At 60.8% G+C, this 21,223-nt stretch carries 19 protein-coding genes and 4 pseudogenes; 10 read left to right on the forward strand and 13 right to left on the reverse strand.

Annotation, left to right across the window (positions count from 1 at the left end):
• Positions 1 to 18 precede the first annotated feature (18 nt).
• Positions 19 to 1,083 (forward strand): ABC transporter permease, encoded by a 1,065-nt coding sequence (locus tag ACR9ZN_RS00455; protein ID WP_481271010.1) that lies wholly within the window; start codon positions 19 to 21, stop codon positions 1,081 to 1,083.
• Complete coding sequence (locus tag ACR9ZN_RS00460; protein WP_481271011.1) at positions 1,080 to 2,609, forward strand: ATP-binding cassette domain-containing protein; 1,530 nt, start codon at positions 1,080 to 1,082, stop codon at positions 2,607 to 2,609. The genes ACR9ZN_RS00455 and ACR9ZN_RS00460 overlap by 4 nt, the downstream gene beginning before the upstream one ends.
• A gap of 81 nt (positions 2,610 to 2,690) precedes the next feature.
• On the opposite strand, the gene ACR9ZN_RS00465 is transcribed toward ACR9ZN_RS00460, so the two are convergent.
• The 7 genes from ACR9ZN_RS00465 to ACR9ZN_RS00495 all read right to left on the reverse strand — a co-directional run bounded on the left by ACR9ZN_RS00465 (position 2,691) and on the right by ACR9ZN_RS00495 (position 9,964).
• Positions 2,691 to 3,497 carry a FadR/GntR family transcriptional regulator gene (locus tag ACR9ZN_RS00465; protein ID WP_481271012.1) on the reverse strand — a complete coding sequence of 269 codons (807 nt, stop codon included), beginning with the start codon at positions 3,495 to 3,497 and terminating at the stop codon, positions 2,691 to 2,693.
• Between the two features lie 59 nt (positions 3,498 to 3,556).
• On the reverse strand, positions 3,557 to 4,345 hold the full coding sequence (locus tag ACR9ZN_RS00470) for an ABC transporter permease (RefSeq protein WP_454818739.1): 789 nt from the start codon (positions 4,343 to 4,345) through the stop codon (positions 3,557 to 3,559).
• Positions 4,342 to 5,214 (reverse strand): ABC transporter permease, encoded by an 873-nt coding sequence (locus ACR9ZN_RS00475; protein WP_481271013.1) that lies wholly within the window; start codon positions 5,212 to 5,214, stop codon positions 4,342 to 4,344. The genes ACR9ZN_RS00470 and ACR9ZN_RS00475 overlap by 4 nt, the downstream gene beginning before the upstream one ends.
• Positions 5,211 to 6,308, reverse strand: a complete 1,098-nt coding sequence (locus ACR9ZN_RS00480; protein ID WP_454818735.1) for an ABC transporter ATP-binding protein — start codon at positions 6,306 to 6,308, stop codon at positions 5,211 to 5,213. The genes ACR9ZN_RS00475 and ACR9ZN_RS00480 overlap by 4 nt, the downstream gene beginning before the upstream one ends.
• Positions 6,309 to 6,382: 74 nt before the next feature.
• Positions 6,383 to 7,408, reverse strand: coding sequence for an ABC transporter substrate-binding protein (locus ACR9ZN_RS00485; protein WP_454818733.1), 1,026 nt, complete (start codon positions 7,406 to 7,408; stop codon positions 6,383 to 6,385).
• A gap of 44 nt (positions 7,409 to 7,452) precedes the next feature.
• Complete coding sequence (locus tag ACR9ZN_RS00490) at positions 7,453 to 8,229, reverse strand: SDR family NAD(P)-dependent oxidoreductase (protein ID WP_481271014.1); 777 nt, start codon at positions 8,227 to 8,229, stop codon at positions 7,453 to 7,455.
• Positions 8,230 to 8,239: 10 nt separating this feature from the next.
• Positions 8,240 to 9,964: an IlvD/Edd family dehydratase gene (locus ACR9ZN_RS00495; RefSeq protein ID WP_481271015.1), complete on the reverse strand. Its 1,725-nt coding sequence runs from the start codon at positions 9,962 to 9,964 to the stop codon at positions 8,240 to 8,242.
• A 457-nt stretch (positions 9,965 to 10,421) separates the two neighbouring features.
• Between ACR9ZN_RS00495 and ACR9ZN_RS00500 the strand changes: the two are divergent.
• Both ACR9ZN_RS00500 and ACR9ZN_RS00505 read left to right on the forward strand, forming a co-directional pair.
• Positions 10,422 to 11,007 (forward strand): annotated as a pseudogene (locus ACR9ZN_RS00500) (IS3 family transposase); the annotation flags it as partial.
• Positions 11,008 to 11,064: 57 nt separating this feature from the next.
• Positions 11,065 to 12,146 (forward strand): annotated as a pseudogene (locus ACR9ZN_RS00505) (IS256 family transposase).
• Positions 12,147 to 12,187: 41 nt separating this feature from the next.
• Here the strand turns inward: ACR9ZN_RS00505 and ACR9ZN_RS00510 are convergent.
• Positions 12,188 to 12,388, reverse strand: a pseudogene (locus tag ACR9ZN_RS00510) (IS6 family transposase); the annotation flags it as partial.
• A 5-nt stretch (positions 12,389 to 12,393) separates the two neighbouring features.
• Between ACR9ZN_RS00510 and ACR9ZN_RS00515 the strand changes: the two are divergent.
• The 4 genes from ACR9ZN_RS00515 (at position 12,394) to ACR9ZN_RS00530 (ending at position 15,107) form a co-directional block, all read left to right on the forward strand.
• On the forward strand, positions 12,394 to 12,543 hold the full coding sequence (locus ACR9ZN_RS00515) for a hypothetical protein (RefSeq protein ID WP_481271016.1): 150 nt from the start codon (positions 12,394 to 12,396) through the stop codon (positions 12,541 to 12,543).
• Positions 12,544 to 12,812: 269 nt separating this feature from the next.
• Positions 12,813 to 14,042 (forward strand): aminopeptidase P family protein, encoded by a 1,230-nt coding sequence (locus tag ACR9ZN_RS00520; RefSeq protein ID WP_454818725.1) that lies wholly within the window; start codon positions 12,813 to 12,815, stop codon positions 14,040 to 14,042.
• Positions 14,043 to 14,227: 185 nt separating this feature from the next.
• Positions 14,228 to 14,923 carry a LysR family transcriptional regulator gene (locus ACR9ZN_RS00525; RefSeq protein ID WP_481271017.1) on the forward strand — a complete coding sequence of 232 codons (696 nt, stop codon included), beginning with the start codon at positions 14,228 to 14,230 and terminating at the stop codon, positions 14,921 to 14,923.
• 4 nt (positions 14,924 to 14,927) lie between these two features.
• Positions 14,928 to 15,107 (forward strand): hypothetical protein, encoded by a 180-nt coding sequence (locus ACR9ZN_RS00530; protein ID WP_481271018.1) that lies wholly within the window; start codon positions 14,928 to 14,930, stop codon positions 15,105 to 15,107.
• Between the two features lie 64 nt (positions 15,108 to 15,171).
• Here the strand turns inward: ACR9ZN_RS00530 and ACR9ZN_RS00535 are convergent, their stop codons facing one another.
• The 4 genes from ACR9ZN_RS00535 to ACR9ZN_RS00550 are packed head-to-tail and all read right to left on the reverse strand — an operon-like array spanning position 15,172 to position 19,445.
• Complete coding sequence (locus ACR9ZN_RS00535; RefSeq protein WP_454818721.1) at positions 15,172 to 15,990, reverse strand: ABC transporter permease; 819 nt, start codon at positions 15,988 to 15,990, stop codon at positions 15,172 to 15,174.
• A 9-nt stretch (positions 15,991 to 15,999) separates the two neighbouring features.
• Positions 16,000 to 17,232 (reverse strand): ABC transporter permease, encoded by a 1,233-nt coding sequence (locus ACR9ZN_RS00540; protein ID WP_481271019.1) that lies wholly within the window; start codon positions 17,230 to 17,232, stop codon positions 16,000 to 16,002.
• Entirely contained in the window at positions 17,229 to 18,377 is a 1,149-nt protein-coding gene (locus tag ACR9ZN_RS00545) for an ABC transporter ATP-binding protein (protein WP_481271020.1), read from the reverse strand. The genes ACR9ZN_RS00540 and ACR9ZN_RS00545 overlap by 4 nt, the downstream gene beginning before the upstream one ends.
• An 18-nt stretch (positions 18,378 to 18,395) precedes the next feature.
• Positions 18,396 to 19,445 (reverse strand): ABC transporter substrate-binding protein, encoded by a 1,050-nt coding sequence (locus ACR9ZN_RS00550; RefSeq protein WP_454818715.1) that lies wholly within the window; start codon positions 19,443 to 19,445, stop codon positions 18,396 to 18,398.
• A 290-nt stretch (positions 19,446 to 19,735) separates the two neighbouring features.
• Here ACR9ZN_RS00550 and ACR9ZN_RS00555 point away from each other — a divergent pair.
• Positions 19,736 to 19,991 (forward strand): annotated as a pseudogene (locus tag ACR9ZN_RS00555) (transposase); the annotation flags it as partial.
• Positions 19,992 to 20,014: 23 nt separating this feature from the next.
• Here the strand turns inward: ACR9ZN_RS00555 and ACR9ZN_RS00560 are convergent.
• Positions 20,015 to 20,848, reverse strand: coding sequence for an IS5 family transposase (locus ACR9ZN_RS00560; RefSeq protein ID WP_481271021.1), 834 nt, complete (start codon positions 20,846 to 20,848; stop codon positions 20,015 to 20,017).
• On the opposite strand from ACR9ZN_RS00560, the gene ACR9ZN_RS00565 reads away from it, so the two are divergent.
• Positions 20,831 to 21,121, forward strand: coding sequence for a DUF1330 domain-containing protein (locus ACR9ZN_RS00565; RefSeq protein ID WP_481271023.1), 291 nt, complete (start codon positions 20,831 to 20,833; stop codon positions 21,119 to 21,121). The genes ACR9ZN_RS00560 and ACR9ZN_RS00565 overlap by 18 nt on opposite strands.
• Positions 21,122 to 21,223 lie beyond the last annotated feature (102 nt).

The raw sequence follows: 21,223 nt of genomic DNA on the forward strand, positions 1-21,223 counted from the left end.
GTTGTTGCTGGAGCTACCATGACGCTGTCCATATCGGAGCTGCTGGGCCGGCAAAAGGTCCTGAACAGCTTAAGAACGCTGGGGCTGGCCTTAGCCATCTTGCTGATTGCCTGTATCGTGCAATCGCAGCGCTCCGCCTTTCTCAGCCCGGAAAATCTGCTGACGCTCGCCCGCTCCATGGTGGCGCTGGGCATGGTGGCTTTTGCCCAGATGCTGGTGATTTTGCTGGGGGAGATCGACCTCTCTGTCGGCGCTATCTATGGGCTCTCCGCGACCGTCACCGCAACGCTCTGGCTCGGTGGCGGCAGTCTGTCCTTTACCGTTTCCTTGCTGCCAGCACTTGCGGCCGGCCTCGGGATCGCTCTGCTGGCCGGCACGCTCAATGGCTTTCTGACGGTGCGGGCAGGGCTGCCCTCCTTCATCACCACATTGGGCATGCTCAATGTCGCAGACGGTCTTTCGCTCCTCGTCAGCAATGCCACGACATTCACCCCGGCCTACAATGATCCATTGCCGTCCCAATGGGAATTATCGCTGTTCCACGGCCTGGGCGGAGCCCTGATGCCCTATGATATTCCGGTGGAGATCCTGTGGTTGCTGGCGGCCTTTATCCTGTTTTGGATCTTGCGCCACAGGACGATCTTCGGTTTCCGCCTGGTGGCCATGGGCGGTAATGCACAGGCTGCCAAAGTCGCTCGTTTGCCAATCAAGAAATACAAATATGTCGTCTTCGTATTGAGCGCCCTGATGGCTGGGCTCGCCGGTATCATCGATTTTTCCTATGTCGGTTCGATCGGCCCGACGCAGTCGAGCTCCCTGTCCTTCCAGGTCATCGCCGCCGTCGTTATCGGCGGTGCGAGCCTGAATGGCGGCCGAGGCACCATGGTGGGAACGTTTCTGGGGGTCATCCTCTTGGCTCTCCTCAACAACGGCCTCGCGCTTCTCGGGGTGGGCTCCTTCGTGCAACTTCTCTTCATCGGCCTGGTAACCATCGGCGCCGTCTGGCTCGACCTCATTTCGCAGAAATTGATTCGCAGCGCCGGCCGGCGCTCGTTTCGCGGCGGCACCGGAGCCACGACATGATACGTCTGACGGCCAAAGGCATTGCCAAACGTTATGGTGCAACTCGCGCTCTCAACGGCCTCGACCTCGATATCGCTTCCGGCGAGATCATCGGCATCGCGGGCCCGAACGGCGCAGGAAAGAGCACGCTGATGCGCATGCTCGCCGGCGAGGAGAAGGCTGATAGCGGCGTGATCAGGCTGGAGCGCCCGGACGGCCCTGTCGACGAGGTCTGGCGGCGCGTCGCGGTGGTCCACCAAGAGCCGCATGTCTGGCCGAACATGACGGTCGAGCAGAATCTCGCCGTCGGCAGGGAAGGGCGCTTGCTGGGTCGGATCGGCCTGGACCCAGCGGTAGTGAGGTCCGTTCTGACCCGCCTCGGCATCGAGCATTTTGCCCATTACGAACTGGCGGATCTGTCGCTGGCGGTGCAGCAGCGCGTGGAGATCGCCAGGGCCATGCTCAGTGATGTCGACGTCTATCTCTTCGACGAGCCTAATTCCGCCCTGACCGAGCAGGAATCGCAAGCCCTTTTCACCACGATGGCGGAACTGGCGCGCGGCGGAAAGGTCGTGCTCCTGATCACGCATCGCCTGAATGATTTCGTCCGCTGCTGCGGCCGCGTGCTGGTGCTGCGCGACGGACGCATTTGCGGTGAGATCAAGGGTTCTGAGATCAGCGAAGCCGCCATTGCCGCCGAACTTACCATGAACGCTGCCGGATCGGTGGCGAGGCCGCCGGCGCGTCGGGCGGCGCCTCCTATGCACACACCGCCGATGCTGCGGCTCGAGCGTTATTCCGATAACCTCGGGGCGTTCCAGGACATCAACCTCGATCTGTTGCCCGGGCGGATCGTTGCGCTTGCCGGCGTCGAAGGATCGGGTGCCCGCGAATTGGCACAGAGCATCGGAGGCTTTCGCGCCGGGCGCGCCGAGGAGAAGGTGCCTGCCGGGCCCATTCGTGCTTCCGTCTCCTATCTCGCCGCAAGCCGGCGCGACACCGTCTTTCCCAACATGACCGTCGGCGAGAATTTCGCCGCGCGGCTGGATCGGGTGGCTCTGGGCCGGATGAAGATATTGCTGGATCCCGGCAAGATGGAGAGCCTGGCCAAGCACAGTATCGCCCGCTACCATGTCAAGACGGGAGGGACGGAACACCCGATTACCTCGCTTAGCGGGGGCAACCAGCAGAAGGTTGTCCTCGGAGCGGCGATGGAAGGCAACAAGGACATCATCGTGATCGAAGAGCCGACGCGCGGCGTCGACATCTCCAGCAAGGCGGATATTTACAAATTGCTGCGCGACTATGCCCGCTCGGGCCGGGCCGTGGTGGTGTTCTGTACCGAAGTACAGGAGATCTTTGACGTGGCGGACGACGTTCTCGTCCTGTCGCGAGGCAGACTGGTCGGGCGCGTGGACATGGCGACGATCGAGGAGATTCCGGCCCTCGCCAACATTCTGGCAGGTTTTGAGCGTTCTCCGGATATGCAGGCGGAGCCCGCTCGTGGAAATGCCAGCTACGGTGACGCCGCGAGGCGGTGTGGATGAACGCGACATAGCTGATGTCGCCCCCGGTTGAGACGGGCCGCGACGAAGCTCCGTTGGCGGCGCCTGGCCCTTGTTCGAAGGTTATCCCTCTGTTTTTTCGGCGCTTGCCTGACCGCGCCTGTCCAAGACATGGCGTACGTCCGCTTCCGCATCGTTCAAAAGTGCGATGACGGCGAGCCGGGCACCTTCTTCGTCGCGAGCGGCAATTCGCTCCAATATTGCGCGATGCAACGGTAGGGAGTGGCGTTGACCACGATAGCTGTCGTTGGAAAGTCTGAAGCTGATCAGCAGAGCCATCTCGACGACGCCAGCCAGGGATGCGATTAGCTCGTTGCCAGTACCGCGCAGCAATGTCTGGTGGAAAGCAAGGTCGGGGCCGGCAAACCTCTCGCTGTCGTCGGCGGTCACCTCCATCTCCTCGAGGATGGCGCTCAATCGAGCGATCTGTTCAGGATCCGCCCTCTTGGCGCACATGATCGCTGCCGCCGGTTCAATCGCGCGGCGTAAATCGAAGATCGAGCCGACGTCCTCGACGCTCGGCGCCGTGTAGCGCCAGGCCAACAGGTCCGGATCGAGGTGGTTCCACTCTGAACGGGGACGAACACGCGTGCCGGTCTTGGGGCGCGCCTCGATCATGCCTTTTCCGGAAAGTACCTTCAGACCTTCGCGCAACACGCTGCGGCCGACACCCAGCCGCGCAGATAGTTCATCGGCATTTGGCAGTATGTCACCTGCCTTGAACTCGCCCGAAGCAATCAGGAATCCGAGTTTTTCCACCACCATGCCGTGCAGGCCCGCAGCTGTGCGCGTGGCCGGCCGATTGCCGATGAAACGACTGTGGTGATTGGCAGGGGAGGACAGAGTTTTTTCTTTCTTCATATTAATCATAAAATTCAATTGCCATGATTGCCTGAAAAGTGTCAACCAGCACCGATGTGAAACAGGGCTCACATGCTTTGTCGCGGGATCAGGAAGCGCGCGGCCAGCACGCATAGCAACACTGTGAACATCAAGATCAACGCCACCAGTGCGTTGATGTCAGGTGAGAAGCCGAGCCGCATCATCGCCCACAATCTGACCGGCAATGTGGTTTGAGTGCCGGTGACGAGAATGGTGATCATGGTTTCGTCGAAGGACAGGGCAAAGGCCAAGATGGCACCGCCAGCCATTGCGCTGGTAAGGTTCGGCAGAATGACTCGCCAGAAGGTCTGCCAGTGGTTGGCGCCAAGATCGAACGAGGCCTCGACCAGCGTTCGGCTCATCGATTGCAGGCGTGTCAGCACCGTGCGGTAGACGATCGCGAGCACGAAGACGGTGTGGCCGATCACCACCGTCACCAGTGACCGTTCCAGGTTGATTTCTCGGAAGAAGATCAGTAGCGCCAAGCCGCTGATCACCGGCGGCATCAGAAACGGGAGGAAGACGATGAATTGCAGCAAGGTGCGCCCACGGCGCCGTCCATGATGGTAGAGCGCCAGCAACGTGCCGAGTACTACGGACAGGATCACCGTGCCGAGGCCGACCACCAAGGTGGTGCGCAGCGCCGCAAGGATATCGCGGTTCCTCGCAAGAGTCGTATAGGCCGAGATGCTCGGCTGCGACCAATCGACCGTCCCATGATTGACGGTGAAGAAGGAAGACACGATCGGCACGAACAGAGGACTATAGAGCAGAACCGCCACCAAAGTGGTGATCGCGCTGAGGAGCACTGTCGAGGGACGAGGCAGAGTGTTCATGTGGGAACGCCCCTGTTGCGGCCGAAGCGCTCGCCGAGAAGGATTGCGACAACCACCACCAGCGCCAGCATCACCGACAGAGCCGCGCCGAAGGGCCAATTATAGGCCGTGCCGAACTGGCTGTAGAGTACCCGGCCGAAGGTGAAGCCATTGACCCCGCCGACCATTTGCGGGGTGAGAAAGTCACCGATCGCCAGCACGAAGACGAAGCTTGCGGCGGACGCCACGCCAGGCAGGCTAAGCGGCAACGTGATGTGCAGGAAGGTCTGCAGCCGGCTGGCGCCGAGGTCGTCGGAGGCGTGGATCAGATTCTTCGATATGCGTTCCAGCGACAGGAAAATCGGCAGAATGGCGAAAGGGATGAGCAGGAGCGTCAGCGTCAGCAGGATGGCATTCATGTTAAACATAAAGAGCGATGAGGGTTCGCGCAGGATGCCGACAGCCACCAGCGCCTGATTGAGGAAGCCGTTGAGACCCAGGATCGAGCGGATCGCGTAGATCTTGATGACGTAGCTCATCAAGAGCGGCACTAGGAGAAGCATCAGCAGTGCATAGCGCCAGCGTCCTTTCAATGTGGTCAGGAAGTAGGCTGCCGGATAGGCGAGCAGCACGCAGATCACCGCCACCGATAGACAGAGGGCGAGCGTATTCCAGAACACGGGCAGGAACACGGGGTCGGTGAAGAAGCGCAGATAGTTGTCGAGCGACGGCTCGTGGCGAATTTCACCATGGTCGACGCTGAAGAAGCTGTAGATCAGGAAGAGCCCCAACGGAGCCAGGACAAACAGCACGGGCAGTGCGAAGGCCAGCGCCGTGACGGACAGCCGCTCCCACTTTGCTGATGACCCGATGAAACCAGATACGCTCATCCCAGCACCAGATGGCCTTCATGCGGGGCGAAGGAAAGCAATATCCGCTGTCCAGCCGCGAGAACGCTACCGCCGGCTCTGCTCGGGAGCCGCATGCGCAGGGGCAAGGCATTGTCACCCGTCGCAATCGTGACGACAGTCGAAGCGCCAGCGAAGGCGAGATTGGCGACATGACCCGTCAGGTGGTTTTCGGTCCCGTCCGTTTCCACCCTATGCAACGCCTCCGGACGGAAGGCTGCGAAAGCGGCTGCGCCTTCGGCCGCATTCAAGAGGCTCGGTTGGTTCTCGACCGAGCAGATCAGGCGGCCGATCGCGGTATCGATCGATCGCAAGCCGCCAGTAACAGGACCCAGCATCCCTGGCACCAGATTGTTTTCACCGAAGAAGCGCGCCACGAATTCGCAGTTCGGCCGATAATAGAGGTCATGCGGCGTGCCGAGCTGGCGGATATGTCCGGCCTGCATCACGCAGATGCGGTCGGCCATGCCGATGGCTTCCTCCTGGTCATGCGTGACAAACAGGAAAGTCGTCTTGATCTCGCGCTGGATCGATTTGAGGAACTCCTGCATCTGGCGGCGCAGTTCGAGGTCCAACGCCGCCAAGGGCTCGTCGAGCAGGATGAGGCGCGGCCGGCAGATCAGGGCGCGGGCCAAGGCGACACGCTGGCGCTGGCCGCCCGATAGTTGCGCCGGATAGCGCTCGGCGAACGGCCCGAGCCTGACCAGCGCCAGCGCCTCTGCAACGCGGCGCGCGATTTCCTTGCGCGGTTCATGCCGGACCGAAAGCCCGTAGCCGACATTCTTCGCCACGGTCATATGCGGGAACAGTGCATAGTCCTGGAACACCGTATTGAACGGTCGTCGGTTGATCGGCATGTGGCTGATATCCTTGCCGTCCAGGTGGATCTGGCCCGCGGACAACGGTTCCAGGCCGCCGATCAGTCTTAAGACAGTGGTCTTGCCCGATCCCGAAGGGCCGAGCACGGTCAGGAATTCTCCGTCCCGGACAGCAAGGTCGATGCCATGCAGAACCGGGACCACGCCATAGGATTTCGACACGGATCGCAGGGTCAGCAGGTCGCTATTGTGGCTCATCTTCTACTCATCGATGCGTATGGCGGCGGCCCGGACAGCTCCGGGCCGCCGATTTGCGTAATCGCATGGAGGGTTCAGGGCGTGGCCTTGACCTCGTTCCACAGGTCCGACCGCTTCTGAGGATCTTCCACATCGCTCAGCCAGATCAGCTTGTCATTGGCACCGGCACTACCGGTTTGGGTGACCGTGTTGCCGAAGCCGGTGCGTTGGGAAAGCTCGCCGCCGACCTTCTTGCTGATCATGAAATTGATCCATTTTTCGGCGGCGGTCTTGTCTCGGACACCTTTGGAGATGACCCAATTGTCGAGCCATGCCAGCGCCCCCTCGCTTGGATTGACGTAGGCGACGTGGGCTCCGACATTCTGCAGCGCTTTGACTTGCTGCTGGCCGTAATTGGCCCAGATCAGCGCCACATCATTGTTCTTGTAGATCTGCTGCGCCTCGTCGGCCGTGGTATAGAAACTCAATACATTGCGCTTGAGGTCGACCAGTTTGTCCTTCACGGACGCCATCTGCCCGCCACTGAGATGGAAGGGGTCAGCGTAGCCGAGAGTCAGCGCCGTGAAGGAGACATTGTGCTCGCCATTGTCATAGGCCAGTACCTTGCCCTTGTATTGCGGGTCCCACAGGACCTTCATCGAGGTGGGTGGGGACTTCACCTTGTCAGTATCGTAAATCAGCCCGATGGAATCGAAGCAGAACGGAATGCCGTAGACATTGCCGTCTTTGGTCACACCACCGACGGACGGAAGATCGCGAAAGCGCGGCAGCACTTCCTTCTGGTTTGGCAGTTGCGCGACGTCGATCGGCGTCACCAGTCCAGCCTTGATGTAGCGCTGCAACTGCGCGGTATTGACGGCGAAAATGTCGAAATCCTGACCTTCACTACCCTTGATCTTGGCCCAGATCTCGTCGTCGCTGCCGATGAAGACGACATCGACGCCGATACCGGTGCTGTCGGTGAATTGTTTGACCCAGTCGGGGTCGGCATAGCCATCCCAGGCCAGCACGCGCAGGTTCTCGGCCAACGCCGCTGACGCCATCATGCCCAGGCCAAGCCCGGCGGCGACCATGCCGAGCAAGAGTTTCTTTAGTTTCATGATTATTCTCCCCTGTTTTATCTTCGATGCCCCGTCCGCCACATTCACACCCAGCCGCCATCGACAATGAATTGCTGGCTCGAGCACATGTGGCTGTCGTCAGCGACAAGAAAGAGTGCCATTCGAGCGATGTCGGAAGGCTGCAGCCGGTCGGGCAGACATTGGCGTTCCGTGATCTGCCGCTCGCCGGCGGCATTGAGCCACAAGCGCATCTGGCGTTCCGTCATCACCCAGCCTGGAACCATGCAATTGACGCGGATGCGCTCCGGCCCGAACTCGCGGGCGAGTGCCCGCGTCATGCCGTAGACCGCTGCCTTGGCCGTCACATAAGCTGGGCAGTCGGAATCACCGACCATCCAGGTGATCGAACCGAAATTGATGATCGAGCCACCGCCCTGTTCCTTCATCTGGGCGCGCACCGCCTGCGCCGCGAAGAATTGGTGCCGCAGGTTCACCGCCATACGGTCGTCCCAGTAAGCGGGGGTCACATCCGCCGTCTGATGGCGGTCGTCATTGCCGGCATTGTTGCACAGAACCCGGATGGGACCGTTTTCCCGCTTCGCCGTCTCGATGGCCGCCCGCAACTGCTCGATATCGCGCAGGTCGCAGTGGATGAAGAGCGGCGCGGTGCCTTGCGCGGCAAGTTCCGCCACGAGCCGCCGGGACGGCTCCTGCGCCATATCGGCGAAGGCAACCCGGCCGCCCTGCGCACAGAAATGGCGCACCAGACTTTCGCCGATGCCGCTGCCGCCGCCGGTGATGAAGACGCTGCGATGGCGCAGGCTCGGGAAAACGGCATAGCTCTCGATACTCGCATCCATGACGCGCTCCTCAATGCGAATGCCGCGGAATGCCGGCATCGCGCCGGCCAACCAGGAAGTCGAAGTCGCAGCCTTCGTCGGCTTGCAGGACGCGCTCGACATAAAGGCTCTGATATCCACCCACCGGCATGGGCGGCGGTGACCAGGCTTGCCGGCGCGCCGCAAGTTCTTCTTCAGGCACGAGCAACTCCAGGCGCCGGCCGGCGACGTCCAATTCTATGAGGTCGCCATCGCGCACCAGCGCCAGAGCACCGCCGGCAGCCGCTTCCGGTGCGACATGCAGGACGACGGTGCCATAGGCCGTGCCACTCATGCGCGCATCGGAGATGCGCACCATGTCGGAGACGCCCTGCTTCAGCAGCTTAGCCGGCAATGGCATGTTGCCGACCTCGGCCATGCCTGGATAGCCGCGCGGGCCGCAATTCTTCAGAACCATCACGGAGGTTGCATCGATGGCGAGATCCGGATCGTCGATGCGGGAGTGGTAGTGTTCGATATTCTCGAAAACCACTGCCTTGCCGCGGTGCTGCAACAGTGCTGATGTCGCCGCCGACGGCTTGATCACCGCGCCGTTGGGAGCAAGGTTGCCCCGCAGGATGGCGATGCCGCCTTCGCGGGTCAGCGGGCGGTCCAGCGGGCGAATGACGTCCTCATTGTAGTTCGGCACCCCCGTCACGAGATCGCCGATGGTCTTGCCGCTGACCGTGATGACGTCGCGATGCAGCAATCCGGCCTGGTCGAGCGCCGCCATCACCGCGGCCAGGCCGCCGGCATAGTAGAAATCCTCCATCAGGAAGCGCCCCGATGGCATCAGGTTCACGATCGTCGGCACGTCGCGTCCAAGCGCGTCCCAATCGTCGAGACCGATGTCGACGCCGATGCGGCGGGCGATCGCGATGAGATGCAGCACCGCATTGGTCGAGCCACCGATGGCACCATTGACGCGAATGGCGTTCTCGAAGGCCTGGCGGGTCAGGATCCGCGACATCGTCACATCCTCGTCCACCAGCTCCACGATGCGGCGGCCGGCCATCTGCGCCAGCACGCTTCGCCTCGCATCCACCGCCGGTATCGCGGCGTTGTCGGGCATGCCGATGCCGAGCGCCTCCACCATGCTGGCCATGGTGGAGGCCGTGCCCATCGTCATGCAACTGCCAGCCGAACGGCTCTGGCCCTGCTCGGCAGAAAGAAAATCCGCCACAGGCATGCGGCCGGCCTTCACCTCCTCGAAGAACTTCCAGACATGCGTGCCCGAGCCGATATCCTGTCCGCGAAATTTGCCGTTGAGCATTGGCCCGCCTGACACGGTGATGGTTGGCAGGTTGCACGAGGCCGCGCCCATCAGCAGTGCTGGCGTGGTCTTGTCGCAGCCGACCAGCAGCACCACGCCGTCGATCGGATTGCCGCGGATGGATTCCTCAACGTCCATGCTGGCGAGATTGCGGAAAAGCATTGCGGTGGGGCGCATATTGCTCTCGCCGAGCGACATCACCGGAAACTCGAACGGCAGGCCGCCCGCTTCGTAGACGCCGCGTTTGACGTGGTCGGCTAGCGCCCGCAGATGGGCATTGCACGGCGTCAGCTCCGACCAGGTGTTGCAGATGCCGATCACCGGTCGCCCATCGAAGGAGTCGTCCGGGATGCCTTGGTTCTTCATCCAGCTACGGTGCATGAAGGCATTCTTGCCTTCGCCTCCAAACCACGCAGCGGAACGCAACAAGCGTTTTCTGGGCATTCCCATCCTCGATGTTTCTTAAATTCCCCGACCTTGTGGACAGCCACGGATGTCGCGGTGCTGCCTCGGTCGCTGTCTATTTTTCATAATATTCATATTATATGAAAAATCAAGTTGATGGTTCCTTCGTTCGCTCATCTGGCCAAGCGAAGGGATGCTCGCTTCAAACTGAAGGGGGGCGGATGCCGCGATCTGGAGCGGCTGCGGGGAGGGCGATGCTTGGACACCGAAGGTCCATCCCGTCTTCTCGGCGAGAACCAATTACTGGGCGAGGTCACACCTTATAGGCATCCGATGATCGCGTGCTTCGGTCGGAATCGGATCCGCTGCCGTAGGCCTTCGTTGTCGCATCGGTTTTGCCGAAAACCAGCTTAAGGGCTGGCTCGGGAAAACTGGGCAGTCCGGATAAGTGGAGTTTCGGCCTGAAGGCGTCATGATGGCCGCGACAGGAGAGACCATGGCGAAACGACCGCGGTGGAACCACACGCCGGCCTTCAAGGTGAAGGTGGCCCTCGCAGCCGCGAAAGGCGAGAAGACGCTCGTCGAGCTGGCACAGCGGTTCGACGTGGACCCGAAACAGATCACGCAACGGCGCAATCAGCTTCTCGATGGTGCCGCGGGCGTCTTCGACGCTGAGGCGAAGACCGCAGCGCCTGCCGCGCCGGTCGACGTGAAGACGTTGCAAGCGAAGAACGGGGAGCTGCCCCTGAGGAACAATTTTTTGTCCGGCGCGCTCGGGAAAGCCGGGCTTCTGAGCGCAAAGCGATGATTGGGCGTCATCACGATCTACCGCTTAGCCGGCAGGCGAAGGTTCTGGGGATCAGCCGGGGCAGCGTCTACTATCTGCCCCGCCGGTTCCGGCTGCCGATCTGGCTCTGATGCGCCGGATCGACGCCCTGCACCTGGAATACCCTTTCGCCGGCAGCCGGATGTTGCAGGGGCTTCTCAATGCCGAGGGTCATGTCGCGGGGCGCCTGCACGTAGCCACGCTGATGAAACGCATGGGGATCGAGGCACTTTATCGCCGGCCGAGCACCTCCAAGGAGAGTGTCAGGAATTTCGTGTGCGGGCTGGCATAATGGGTAGAAGGGAGACCCAGTATGTCACGACGGAAAGAACCGGCGATACCGAAGGAGCTTCTCGATCAGTTGCTGACAGGCGGCCGCAAGACGGTGATGACCGAGATCGGGCGGATCGAGATCGAGGTGCCGCGCGATCAGGCTGGCAGTTTCGATCCGCAGTTGATCGCCAAGTACCAGCGCCGCTTTCCCGGCTTCGACGACAAGATCATCTCGATGTATGCGCGGGGCATGAGCACGCGGGAACCGAAGGTCAGCGCGGAGCAGCAAGATCGTGGGGCATCTGCGCGAGCTCTATGGCATCGAAGCTTCGCCGGATCTGATCAGCACCGTGACCGATGCAGTCCTTGAGGAGGTTGCGGCCTGGCAACAGCGGCCCCCGACGCGATCCGGGTCAAGATCCGCGACGAAGGCATCGTGCGCAACAAGGCCATCCATATTGCCCTGGGCGTCCAGGCCAATGGCACCAAAGTGGTCCTGGGCATGTGGCTGGAGCAGAACGAGGGCGCCGAATTCTGGCTGCGGGTGATGAACGAGCTGCGCCATCGCGGCGTCGAGGACATCATGCTGGCCGTCGTCGATGGCCTCAAGGGCTTCCCGGACGCCATCAACGCCGTGTTCCCGCAAGCCCTGGTCCAGACCTGCATCGTTCACCTGTTGCGCAACTCGCTGGACTTCGTGGCTTGGAAGGATCGCAGGGTCCTCGGGGCGGCTTTGAAGGCCATCTATCGAGCCGTTGACGCCACCGCGGCCGAGACGGCGCTGACCGCCTTCGAGGCTGGCTTCTGGGGGCAGCGCTACCCTGCCATCGGCCAGGGCTGGCGGCGGGCATGGCCGGAAATCATTCCGTTTTTTGCCTTTCCTGACGACGTCAGGCGGATTGTCTATACGACCAATTCCATCGAAGCTCTCAATGCAAAGCTGCGCCGGGCGGTAAGGGCAAGGGGGCATTTTCCCACCGATGAAGCGGCCACGAAGCTGCTGTATTGATCTTGAACCGATCGGAGAAAGAATGGAAAATGCCCGCCCGTGAATGGGCCATGGCCAAAGCTCAATTCGCCGTACTCTTTGGCGAACGCTTCATCAGGGCCATGGCGGCATGATGGTCAACCGCCAGCCCGCACACGAAATTCCTGACAGTCCCGATCGTCCTGGCAAAATCCCGTCCGAATTTCTCGGCCCAGCGCCGGACGGTCTCATGGCTGACGATGATGCCCCTGGCGGCCAACTGGTCTTCGACCATGGGCAGGCTGAGTGGAAAGCGGAAATAGAGCCAGACAGCCTGAGAAATCACCTCGGCTGGGAAACGATGACCACGATAGAGGGAACGGGAAACCTCATTCATCCGCGATGAACTGCCCGAAAACCGATGCCGGCGTCAACGTGAAAGTGCCTCATCCGCACTGGCGGCATCAAGCGAACCGTGATGACGAATGCGTCGCCAATCTCGTCTACAATATCTGTCGCTTCATCTACCTGGAGCGCATCAGTCTCGCCTGAGGAGCCCAGAATGGGTCAACGGTGTTCGACGCCGGCGCTTTTCATCCCGAGATCCCCAGCCGAAAGCACATCCCGCCGGGAAATAGACACCTCAAGGTGTCAAAAACCGGTTCTTTGATCCGTCCCGCTACCGGACAATATCCTCGGTCGTCGCCTCACGAAAATATCTATGAAGGCATGTCCTTTTTCTATTTCACCGCCTTCTCGGCGGTTCCTAAAAGCTGAGCGACCTCCCGCAGTGGGAGCATCTCGTTCAGGAGACACAGAAAATGAATGCAGGCATACAATCGGACGATCTGCCACGGCTCCAGGAAATGCACAACGGCGAAAGGGCCGTACCTACCTTCAGCGAAGCCGAGATGAAGCGTCGGCAGGAGGGCCTGCGTCAAATTCTGGCCGATCTGAGGCTCGACGCTGCGCTGCTGACATCTTACCACAACATCAATTATTTCGCTGACTTCATCTATTGTTCCTTCGCTCGCCGCTACGCCCTGATCGTGACGGACAGCAAGGCGACAAGCATTTCGGCCGGCGTGGATGCCGGGCAGCCCTGGCGCAGGACCTTCGGCGACAACATCACCTACACGGATTGGCGCAAGGACAACTATTTCCACGCGCTTCAGCGCCAGCTGAAGGGGGTGAAGCGGATCGGAATCGAGTTCGACCATGTCACGCTGGAAACTCGCTCACTTCTGGAAGAGGCATTTCCGGACGTGGAGTTCCGTGACATCGGTCAGCCGGTCATGTGGATGCGCACGATCAAGTCCGCAGAGGAAATCGCCATCATTACCGAAGGCGCCCGCACGGCGGACGTTGGCGGTGCGGCAATCAAGGCGCTGATCGCCGAAGGCGTGCCCGAATACGAGGTTGCGCTGGCCGGCACCCAGGCGATGGTCCGCCACATCGGGAAGGTCTATCCACATGCCGAGCTGATGGACAGCTGGGTCTGGTTCCAGTCCGGGGTCAACACGGACGGCGCGCACAACCCCGTGACCAGCCGTCGCCTGCAGAAGGGCGACATCCTGTCGATGAACTGCTTCCCGATGATCGCCGGCTACTACACGGCGCTCGAGCGCACCATGTTCCTGGACCACACCTCCGACGAGCATCTCAGGATCTGGGAAGTCAACTGCCTGGTCCATCGCCGCGGCCTCGAACTCCTGAAGCCGGGCGCGCGTTGCGGCGACGTCGCCGCCGAGCTGAACGAGTTGTATCGCGATCACGGCCTGCTGAAATACAGGTCGTTCGGCTACGGGCACTCCTTCGGTGTCATGTGCCACTACTATGGCCGCGAGGGAGGCGTGGAGCTGCGGGAGGACGTCAACACCATCCTGCAATCCAACATGGTCGTCTCGATGGAGCCTATGGTCTCCATCCCGGAAGGCATACCAGGCGCCGGCGGTTATCGGGAGCATGACATCGTGGTGCTTAAGGAGAACGGCATCGAAAACATCACCAAGTTCCCCTTCGGTCCAGAGCACAACATCATCCCCGCCTAAAGCTGTCGGCGCCATCCAAAAGGGTTGGGCGCCGTCGATTTTCTAGGATGTACCGTTCACAGCGACACTGCTTTGCCCGCGTCACGAGTTCACCTATACCAGTAAACGTGGGTAACGGCGTGGGCACGGCGGAATAGAAGTCGGCCGGGCCAATGTTACAGTCACAAAACGACGAGGTTCTTTAAATGCGGAGTATTCCGACAGATCTGCTGCGAACGTTCGTCACCATCATCGACGTGCGCGGTTACACACGCGCGGGCGAGCGTCTCGGTCGGACGCAACCCACGATCAGTTCCCAGATAAAGCGGCTGCAGGACCTGCTCGGCATTCAGCTTTTCAGCCGTGACATCAAGGAAGCCGGCGGCGTCTGCCTCACCGAGGAAGGCGAGATCGTGGCGACCTATGCGCGCCGCATGCTGCTCCTGAACGACGAAATGATGCTGCGGATTTCCCGGCGCGACACGCGTGGGAAGCTGCGGCTGGGCATACCTAGCGATTATGCGGATCATTTCATGCCCAAGCTCATGGCCGGCCTGACTTTCGAACAGGCGGGTTTCACCTTCGAGGTTGTCTGCGACCTGTCCTACGTCCTGCTGAAGGGCCTGCGCGATGGCCAGTTCGACATCGTGGTCGCGATGACAGCGGACGGTCCCGCAGAGTCGGCCTTCATGACTTGGCGTGAACCCCTGGCATGGGTTGGCAGCAGTCCCGGGGCGGCACTCGAGGAACTCGCTGCGCATCGTCAGTTTCCCCGAAGGTTGCATCTACCGTCGCAGTATGCTCGGCGCGCTACAGCGGGAAGGACGCAACTTCGATCTCGTTTATTCGAGCCCGAGCCAGTCCTGCATCGAATCTGCAATCGCGAACGGCTTTGGCGTTAGCGTATTGGCGAAGCGGGTCCTGTCCGACAAGGTCTGCCAGATCGGCCTCGACAAATCCTTGCCGCGTCTGGAGGATGCTGTCGTGGGCATTTATGTCAGCGACCGAGCCCGCTCCGCCACTCAGAGCTTTGCGGCGCGGTTCGCCGACATGTTCATCGATCATAACGTACACAGGACTTACTGACAGCCGCGCGCTCGGGCGACGCGCCGCACGGTCCCATCTGTGTGGTTCTCTGGCCACCGCCGCATCAGACGTACGATTTCTTCGCGCGCCTGGTCAGCAACATGACCGTTGCGAACAGCAGGGTCGATACCCCGAGCAGCAGGGTGGCCGCGACCATGATGGTCGGATTGATCTGGTCACGGATCCCCGAGAACATCTGCACCGGCAGAGTGCGCTGCTCCGCTCCAGTCAGGAAAAGTGCGATCACGACTTCATCGAACGATGTGGCGAACGCAAAGATGGCGCCCGACACCATGCCCGTTGCGATATTCGGAAGCGTCACGCGAAAGAAGGTTGAAACCGGGGACGCGCCGAGGCTACGCGCCGCCCGCGAGAGGTTGGTGTCATAGGTCGACAGCGTCGCGGTCACGGTTATGACGACGAAGGGCGTGGCCAGCGCGGTATGCGCCAGGATCAGCCCGAGCTTCGTGTCCGTCAGGCCAAGCTTGCCGAAGAACAGATAGGCACCTACCGCCACGATCACCACCGGCACGATCATCGGCGAAATGAGGATCGCCATGACCAGCCTGCGGAACGGGAAATCACGCCGCGATATGCCCAGGGCGGCGAGCGTGCCGAGCGCCGCGGCCAGCACGGTGGTGGCCAGTGCCACGACCAGGCTGTTGGCGATGGCCTTGATCCAGCGTTCGTTGCCGAAGAAATCCTCATACCAGCGCAACGAATAGCGCGCTATGGGAAAGCTGAAGAAGGGATCGTGCGACAAGGAAAGCGGCACGACCACGAATAGGGGCATGATAAGGAAAGCCAGCACGGAGCAGGCGAAAAGGACGACGCAGACGCGTCCCAGCCGCTCCGCTGGCATTGCGTATGTTGGAAGCCACATGATTGCCTGTCATCCTAGCCGGATCTTGTCCGCGCCAACCAAGCGCAGGAACAGCACGTAGATTGCGACCGTGACGGTGAGAAGGACGACGCCGAGAGCGGCGGCCATTCCCCAGTTCAGTTCGCGGTTGATATAGATGGAGATGAGATTGGAAACCATCTGGTCGTTGGCGCCGCCGACGAGGGCGGGAGTTATGTAGTAGCCAAGCGACAGGATGAAGGTCATCAGGCAGCCGGCCACCACGCCCGGAAGCGTTTGCGGTGCATAGATCCGCCAGAAGGCGCTCAGCGGCCCGGCCCCGAGCGACCGCGCGGCGCGTACATGCGAAGGATTGATCGCGCGCATGACGCTGTAGATTGGCAGTATCGTAAAGGGCAACTGAATGTGGGTCATGGCGACCACCGTGCCTAGGCGGGTGTAGATGAGCTGAACCTTCTCGTCTATCAAACCCAGGAACATCAGAACATCATTGATGACGCCATCGGTCTGCAGCAGCGCCACCCATGCCGTCGTCCTGACGAGCAGGGATGTCCAGAGCGGAAGCAGCACCATCAACAGCATCACGCTGCCAACCCCTCTCGGTGCAAGTGTCAGGACGTAGGCAACCGGATAGCCCATAAGCAGCGTGCCTACGGTCACCATTGAAGCTATCAAAAGGGTCCGCCTAAGCACCCCCAGGAAAATTCCCTGGTTTTCGTCCGCCCATCGGAACGAACCGTCCGCGCTTTGGGTCACGTCCAGCGCCATCAAGAGGTAGTAGGGCGTGACTGCCGTGGCGTTACGCTTGATGACGGACCAGATTTCGACGTTCCCCCAGATGGCATTGGATGCCAGCAGCGCATCCTTGAAAGAACCGCTCTGCCCGCTCGCCGCCAGGCGCCCGGCGGCGACAACGACACTGCGGCTTCCGGAAATTTCGTAGTTGAGCCGCTTGCCCAGCAGTGCGGCCGTGCGATTTGCGTGAGCTGCCTTCAGGTCGGTTTCGAATGCCTCGAACACTGCGTCCGGGGGGATTTGAGAACCGTCCCAACCCTCGAGGGCTCCGAGCGTCTGCGGCAGAATCTGTCGTGTTTCAGGGTTGCCGACGGCGGCGATCAGCAGAAACGCGATCGGCAGGAAAAAAGCCAGCAGGAGGAAGCTCTGTAGCGGCAAGGACAGCGCGAAGGCAGCGCGCCGCGCAGGGCGTTCGGCGCGCTTGACCGCCAGGAAAACATCGATCCGGTCGTGAAACCCCGCGGTCATGCCTGCCTCCGAAGCAACAGGCAGTCATCGACGTTGCAGGCCAGCCTCACCGTGTCGCCCGGCTGGAAGGAAAGTCCCTCCCACGCAGTCAGGCGGATGGAAATATTGTCTTGCCCAAGAGCGCTTGCCCTCAGCCTGATGTGATCGCCGAGAAAGAAGGATTCACGGACCTGTCCCGAGAAGACGTTGGAGCGACCTGTCGCCTCCGTGCCGGCGAGCCTTAGCTTTTCGGGCCTTATCATAAGCCGCAAGTCCCTGCCGACGTCCTCCGGTGTTGGGGCGACGCACGTCATCAGCGTGCCGTCCTGCGCCTTCACGACGCTGAGGGGGCCGCATTCCTGAACGTCGCAGACGATGGCGTTGTTCTCGCCTATGAAACCGGCAACGAAGCTGTTTTCCGGGGCGTTGTAGAGCGTAACCGGATCGGCGAGTTGCTGGATGACGCCGTCATGGAAGACAGCGATCCTGTCCGACATGGTCAGCGCCTCGGACTGGTCATGCGTCACATACACCATCGTGATGCCAAACGAGGTCTGGATCTGCTTGATCTCCATTTGCATGTGCTCGCGCAATTGCTTGTCGAGAGCGCCCAACGGCTCGTCCATCAACACCAGGGACGGCTCGAAGACGAGTGCGCGCGCCAGCGCGACGCGCTGCTGCTGGCCACCCGAAAGCTGCGCCGGCTTCCGCTCGGCCATGGCGTCTAGATGAACCATCGACCGGGCTTTGCGAATGCGATCCCGCGCCTCGATCCCCTTGATGCCGCGATAGCGCAGCGGAAAGGCGATGTTCTCGTCTACGGTCAAATGCGGAAATAGCGCATAGTTTTGAAAGACCATGCCGATGTTGCGCTTCTCCGGAGGCAGTTGCTCGACGGGCTTCCCGTCGAGCAGGATGCGACCCTGCGTTGGCCTTTCGAAGCCCGCCAGCATCATCAACGTCGTGGTCTTCCCCGATCCCGAAGGGCCGAGCATGGTGAGGAACTCACCTTGCCGGACCGACAGATTGAGCTCTTTCACCACGAAGTGGATGCCGTCATAGGACTTGCGCACGGACTGGAAGCGAACCAGGTCCTTGTCAGCTGATCCCTTCGACATCGGGTTGCGGACAGTGGGGTACCCTGAGGACTGAGCCTTGATGTTCATGGCCAGGCGCTTCGATCGCTACTGTGACAGCCAGGATATGAACCGGCGGCGAATTTCGTCGCCGTGGTCACCCCAGAAGCCGTTGTCCAACAAGAGGGAGGTGGTCATGTTCGCGGGGCTGGTCGGCAGGTTCGCCTCGTCCTCCGCTGCGACGAAACCGCTGGCCGATTTGCGAACCGGTCCATAGGGAATGTACTTGGTGGTCGCCCCCAGGATTTCGGGCTGCACCGCAAACTTGATGAAGTTCATCGAACCTTCGATGTTCTTGGCTCCTTTGGGGATCGTCCAGAACATGGAGTCCAGGATCTGGTTGTCCCAGACGATTGCAAACTTGCGACCTTCCTTGTTGGCGTCGTGGATGCGGCCGTTCCACGCCGTCGTCATCACCACTTCGCCCGAAGCGAGCAACTGTGCTGCCTGCGCCCCGGCTTCCCACCACAGGATGTCCTTCTTGATCGTATCGAGCTTGACGAAGGCACGGTCGACGCCTTCCTTGGTGGAGAGCAGGGAATACACGTCGGAACTGTCGACACCGTCGGCCAGCAGCGCGAATTCAAGGTTGGTCACCGGGTTTTTCCAGAGGCCGCGCTTGCCCGGGAATTTCTCAGTGTCAAAGAGGTCGGCAATCGTCTTCGGCCCGTCGGCGAGCTTTTCCGTGTCGAACGCCAGGATGGTGGAATAAACGATGTTGCCGACTCCACATTCCGAGGTCGTACCCTCGATCCAATCATCCTGCGAACCAATCTGGGTCCAGTCGATAGACTCGTAAATGCCTTCGTCGCACCCCTGCCGCAAGGTCGGCGCGTCGACATCCACCACGTCGAGCGTGGTATTACCGGTCTCGATCATGGCCTTGATCTTCGCGATCTCGCCGCCGTACTCCTGTTCGATGATGTGGATGCCGGTCTGCGCTGTATATGGCGCGAACACCGCCTGGCGTTCGGCAGCCTGGTAGGCCCCACCAAAGCTCATGATCGACAGGCTTTCCTCTGCCTGCGCGATGGCCGGGCAAAACAAAACCGCGAGCCCCGACGCCAGAATCCGGAAACGATTCCGTGAAGGTTTCATCAAGCTTTCTCCCTCCCAAATTCAGGCGCGATCATGAGATGAAATCGGAATTACGCCAGCACGGCGGAACGTATGGGCTGGCGTGGGAGATAGAAAATTGAATTTCGTTATGACTTGATCGAGTATGAACTTGAGGCACCTCGCGGGGGCCGCGAAATGGTTCTGTTGCCACGTTTTGAATACCGGCGCTGTGACAAGGACTGCCTTTGGCCTGAGCCCCAGAAACTGGTCCGAATTTGGTGAGAAATTCCCGGCTAGGTTTGGCTAACGCCGAACAAGGGAATTCGCGGATGAAGATGTCGAGATTCAGCGAGCAGCAGATCGCGTTCATTCTCAAACAGGCTGATGACGGCACTCGACGAGGTATGCCGGAAGGCCGGCATTTCGATCCAAACCTACTACAGGTGGCGCAGCAAATATGGTGGTCTCATGCCGTCGGAGATGAAGCGTCTGAAGCAACTGGAGGAAGAGGATGTCCGGCTCAAGCGCTTCGTGGCCAACCTCAGCCTCGATAAAGAGATGCTCCAGGTTGTCATCCGCCGAAAAATGTAAGAGCCCGACTCGAAACTCTATGAGGGATAGCAATATCTTGCGATGCGTCTGGTGAGGAGCCTGAGGTTTGCGACGAGGACCCAGGCTTCTGCGCTTTGGATGGTTTTCTCGAAGTCCTTCGCGAGCCTGCGACAGCGGCCGAGCCAGGCGAAGGTTCGCTCGACCACCCATCTTCGCGGTAAGACCCCGAAGCCCCGCGCCTGGTGGGAGCGCTTGATGATATGGAGTGTCCAGGAACCGATCTTGCACAGCCGTTGCCTGAGTTTTCCGCCGCTGTATCCGCCATCGGCGAAGACATGGCGCAACCAGGGATAGCGATGACGGATGTCGTTCAGCGCGGCAACGGCCCCATCGCGATCCTGAATGTTGGCACCATGAACCACGAGCCCGACCAGATGGCCAAGCGTATCGGTGACGATGTGGCGCTTGCGGCCTTGGACTTTCTTGCCAGCATCGAAGCCCCGGATGCCGCCGCTTTGTGTGGTCTTGACGCTTTGGCTATCGATGACGCCAGCAGTCGGGCTGGCCTCTCGGCCTTCCAGGTCGCCCGCTGCCGCGACCAGATGATAGCTGATCGTTTTCAGGAGGCCGCGATCACGCCAGTCGTAGAAATAGCGCTGGACGGTCGTGAACGGCGGAAAGTCCCGAGGCAGCAGCGACCATGCACAGCCGCTCGATGCCAGATAGAGGATCGCGTTCATGACCTCGCGCAAATCCGTCGTGCGAGGGCGCCCGATCGGTCTCGGTTCAGGCAGGAAGGGGTAGATCAACGCCCACTCCCGATCGGTCAGGTCACTTGAATAGCGTTGCCCTCGGCGTGCATGATGGTGCCCATGCCAGCGTACGTGCATGTCAATCTGCGTATCATCGACCCCGCCAAGCAGGCGGCGCTCGCCCCTCGATTCCAGGCGGCGTTACAAGAGGCGGGCGGGCGTATTTTGCACTTTGGCCCTGTTGCGCAGGTGCTCGAAGGCGATGAGACGCCTCTCCCAATGGCTGGCGTGTTTGAGTTTGCAACCCTGGCCCAAGCGCTAGGCTTCTACAATTCGGAGAAAGACGTACCGCGCAAGGCCGAACGCCGAGAAGCTCAGCAAGCGAGGATGTTCGTTGTCGAAGCCGGCTGAAGGCCCCGCGTCAAACGATCGAGTCTGGGAAGCTGCACCCTCATCGGTCGCTTCGCGCCGCCCCCATCATGCCGACGCTCGAAAGACGCGTTGATCTGCTGC

It is taken from the genome of Labrys sp. HAY1-8F (assembly GCF_056754975.1).

Excerpts from the sequence above, each read along its gene's own strand:
- ACR9ZN_RS00455 (WP_481271010.1), top strand. The coding sequence starts at position 19 with ATGACGCTGTCCATATCGGAGCTGCTGGGCCGGCAAAAGGTCCTGAAC.
- ACR9ZN_RS00460 (WP_481271011.1), top strand. The coding sequence starts at position 1,080 with ATGATACGTCTGACGGCCAAAGGCATTGCCAAACGTTATGGTGCAACT.
- ACR9ZN_RS00465 (WP_481271012.1), bottom strand. The coding sequence starts at position 3,497 with ATGATTAATATGAAGAAAGAAAAAACTCTGTCCTCCCCTGCCAATCAC.
- ACR9ZN_RS00470 (WP_454818739.1), bottom strand. The coding sequence starts at position 4,345 with ATGAACACTCTGCCTCGTCCCTCGACAGTGCTCCTCAGCGCGATCACC.
- ACR9ZN_RS00475 (WP_481271013.1), bottom strand. The coding sequence starts at position 5,214 with ATGAGCGTATCTGGTTTCATCGGGTCATCAGCAAAGTGGGAGCGGCTG.
- ACR9ZN_RS00480 (WP_454818735.1), bottom strand. The coding sequence starts at position 6,308 with ATGAGCCACAATAGCGACCTGCTGACCCTGCGATCCGTGTCGAAATCC.
- ACR9ZN_RS00485 (WP_454818733.1), bottom strand. The coding sequence starts at position 7,408 with ATGAAACTAAAGAAACTCTTGCTCGGCATGGTCGCCGCCGGGCTTGGC.
- ACR9ZN_RS00490 (WP_481271014.1), bottom strand. The coding sequence starts at position 8,229 with ATGGATGCGAGTATCGAGAGCTATGCCGTTTTCCCGAGCCTGCGCCAT.
- ACR9ZN_RS00495 (WP_481271015.1), bottom strand. The coding sequence starts at position 9,964 with ATGCCCAGAAAACGCTTGTTGCGTTCCGCTGCGTGGTTTGGAGGCGAA.
- ACR9ZN_RS00515 (WP_481271016.1), top strand. The coding sequence starts at position 12,394 with ATGAACTGCCCGAAAACCGATGCCGGCGTCAACGTGAAAGTGCCTCAT.
- ACR9ZN_RS00520 (WP_454818725.1), top strand. The coding sequence starts at position 12,813 with ATGAATGCAGGCATACAATCGGACGATCTGCCACGGCTCCAGGAAATG.
- ACR9ZN_RS00525 (WP_481271017.1), top strand. The coding sequence starts at position 14,228 with ATGCGGAGTATTCCGACAGATCTGCTGCGAACGTTCGTCACCATCATC.
- ACR9ZN_RS00535 (WP_454818721.1), bottom strand. The coding sequence starts at position 15,990 with ATGTGGCTTCCAACATACGCAATGCCAGCGGAGCGGCTGGGACGCGTC.
- ACR9ZN_RS00540 (WP_481271019.1), bottom strand. The coding sequence starts at position 17,232 with ATGACCGCGGGGTTTCACGACCGGATCGATGTTTTCCTGGCGGTCAAG.
- ACR9ZN_RS00545 (WP_481271020.1), bottom strand. The coding sequence starts at position 18,377 with ATGAACATCAAGGCTCAGTCCTCAGGGTACCCCACTGTCCGCAACCCG.
- ACR9ZN_RS00550 (WP_454818715.1), bottom strand. The coding sequence starts at position 19,445 with ATGAAACCTTCACGGAATCGTTTCCGGATTCTGGCGTCGGGGCTCGCG.
- ACR9ZN_RS00565 (WP_481271023.1), top strand. The coding sequence starts at position 20,831 with ATGCCAGCGTACGTGCATGTCAATCTGCGTATCATCGACCCCGCCAAG.
- ACR9ZN_RS00560 (WP_481271021.1), bottom strand. The coding sequence starts at position 20,848 with ATGCACGTACGCTGGCATGGGCACCATCATGCACGCCGAGGGCAACGC.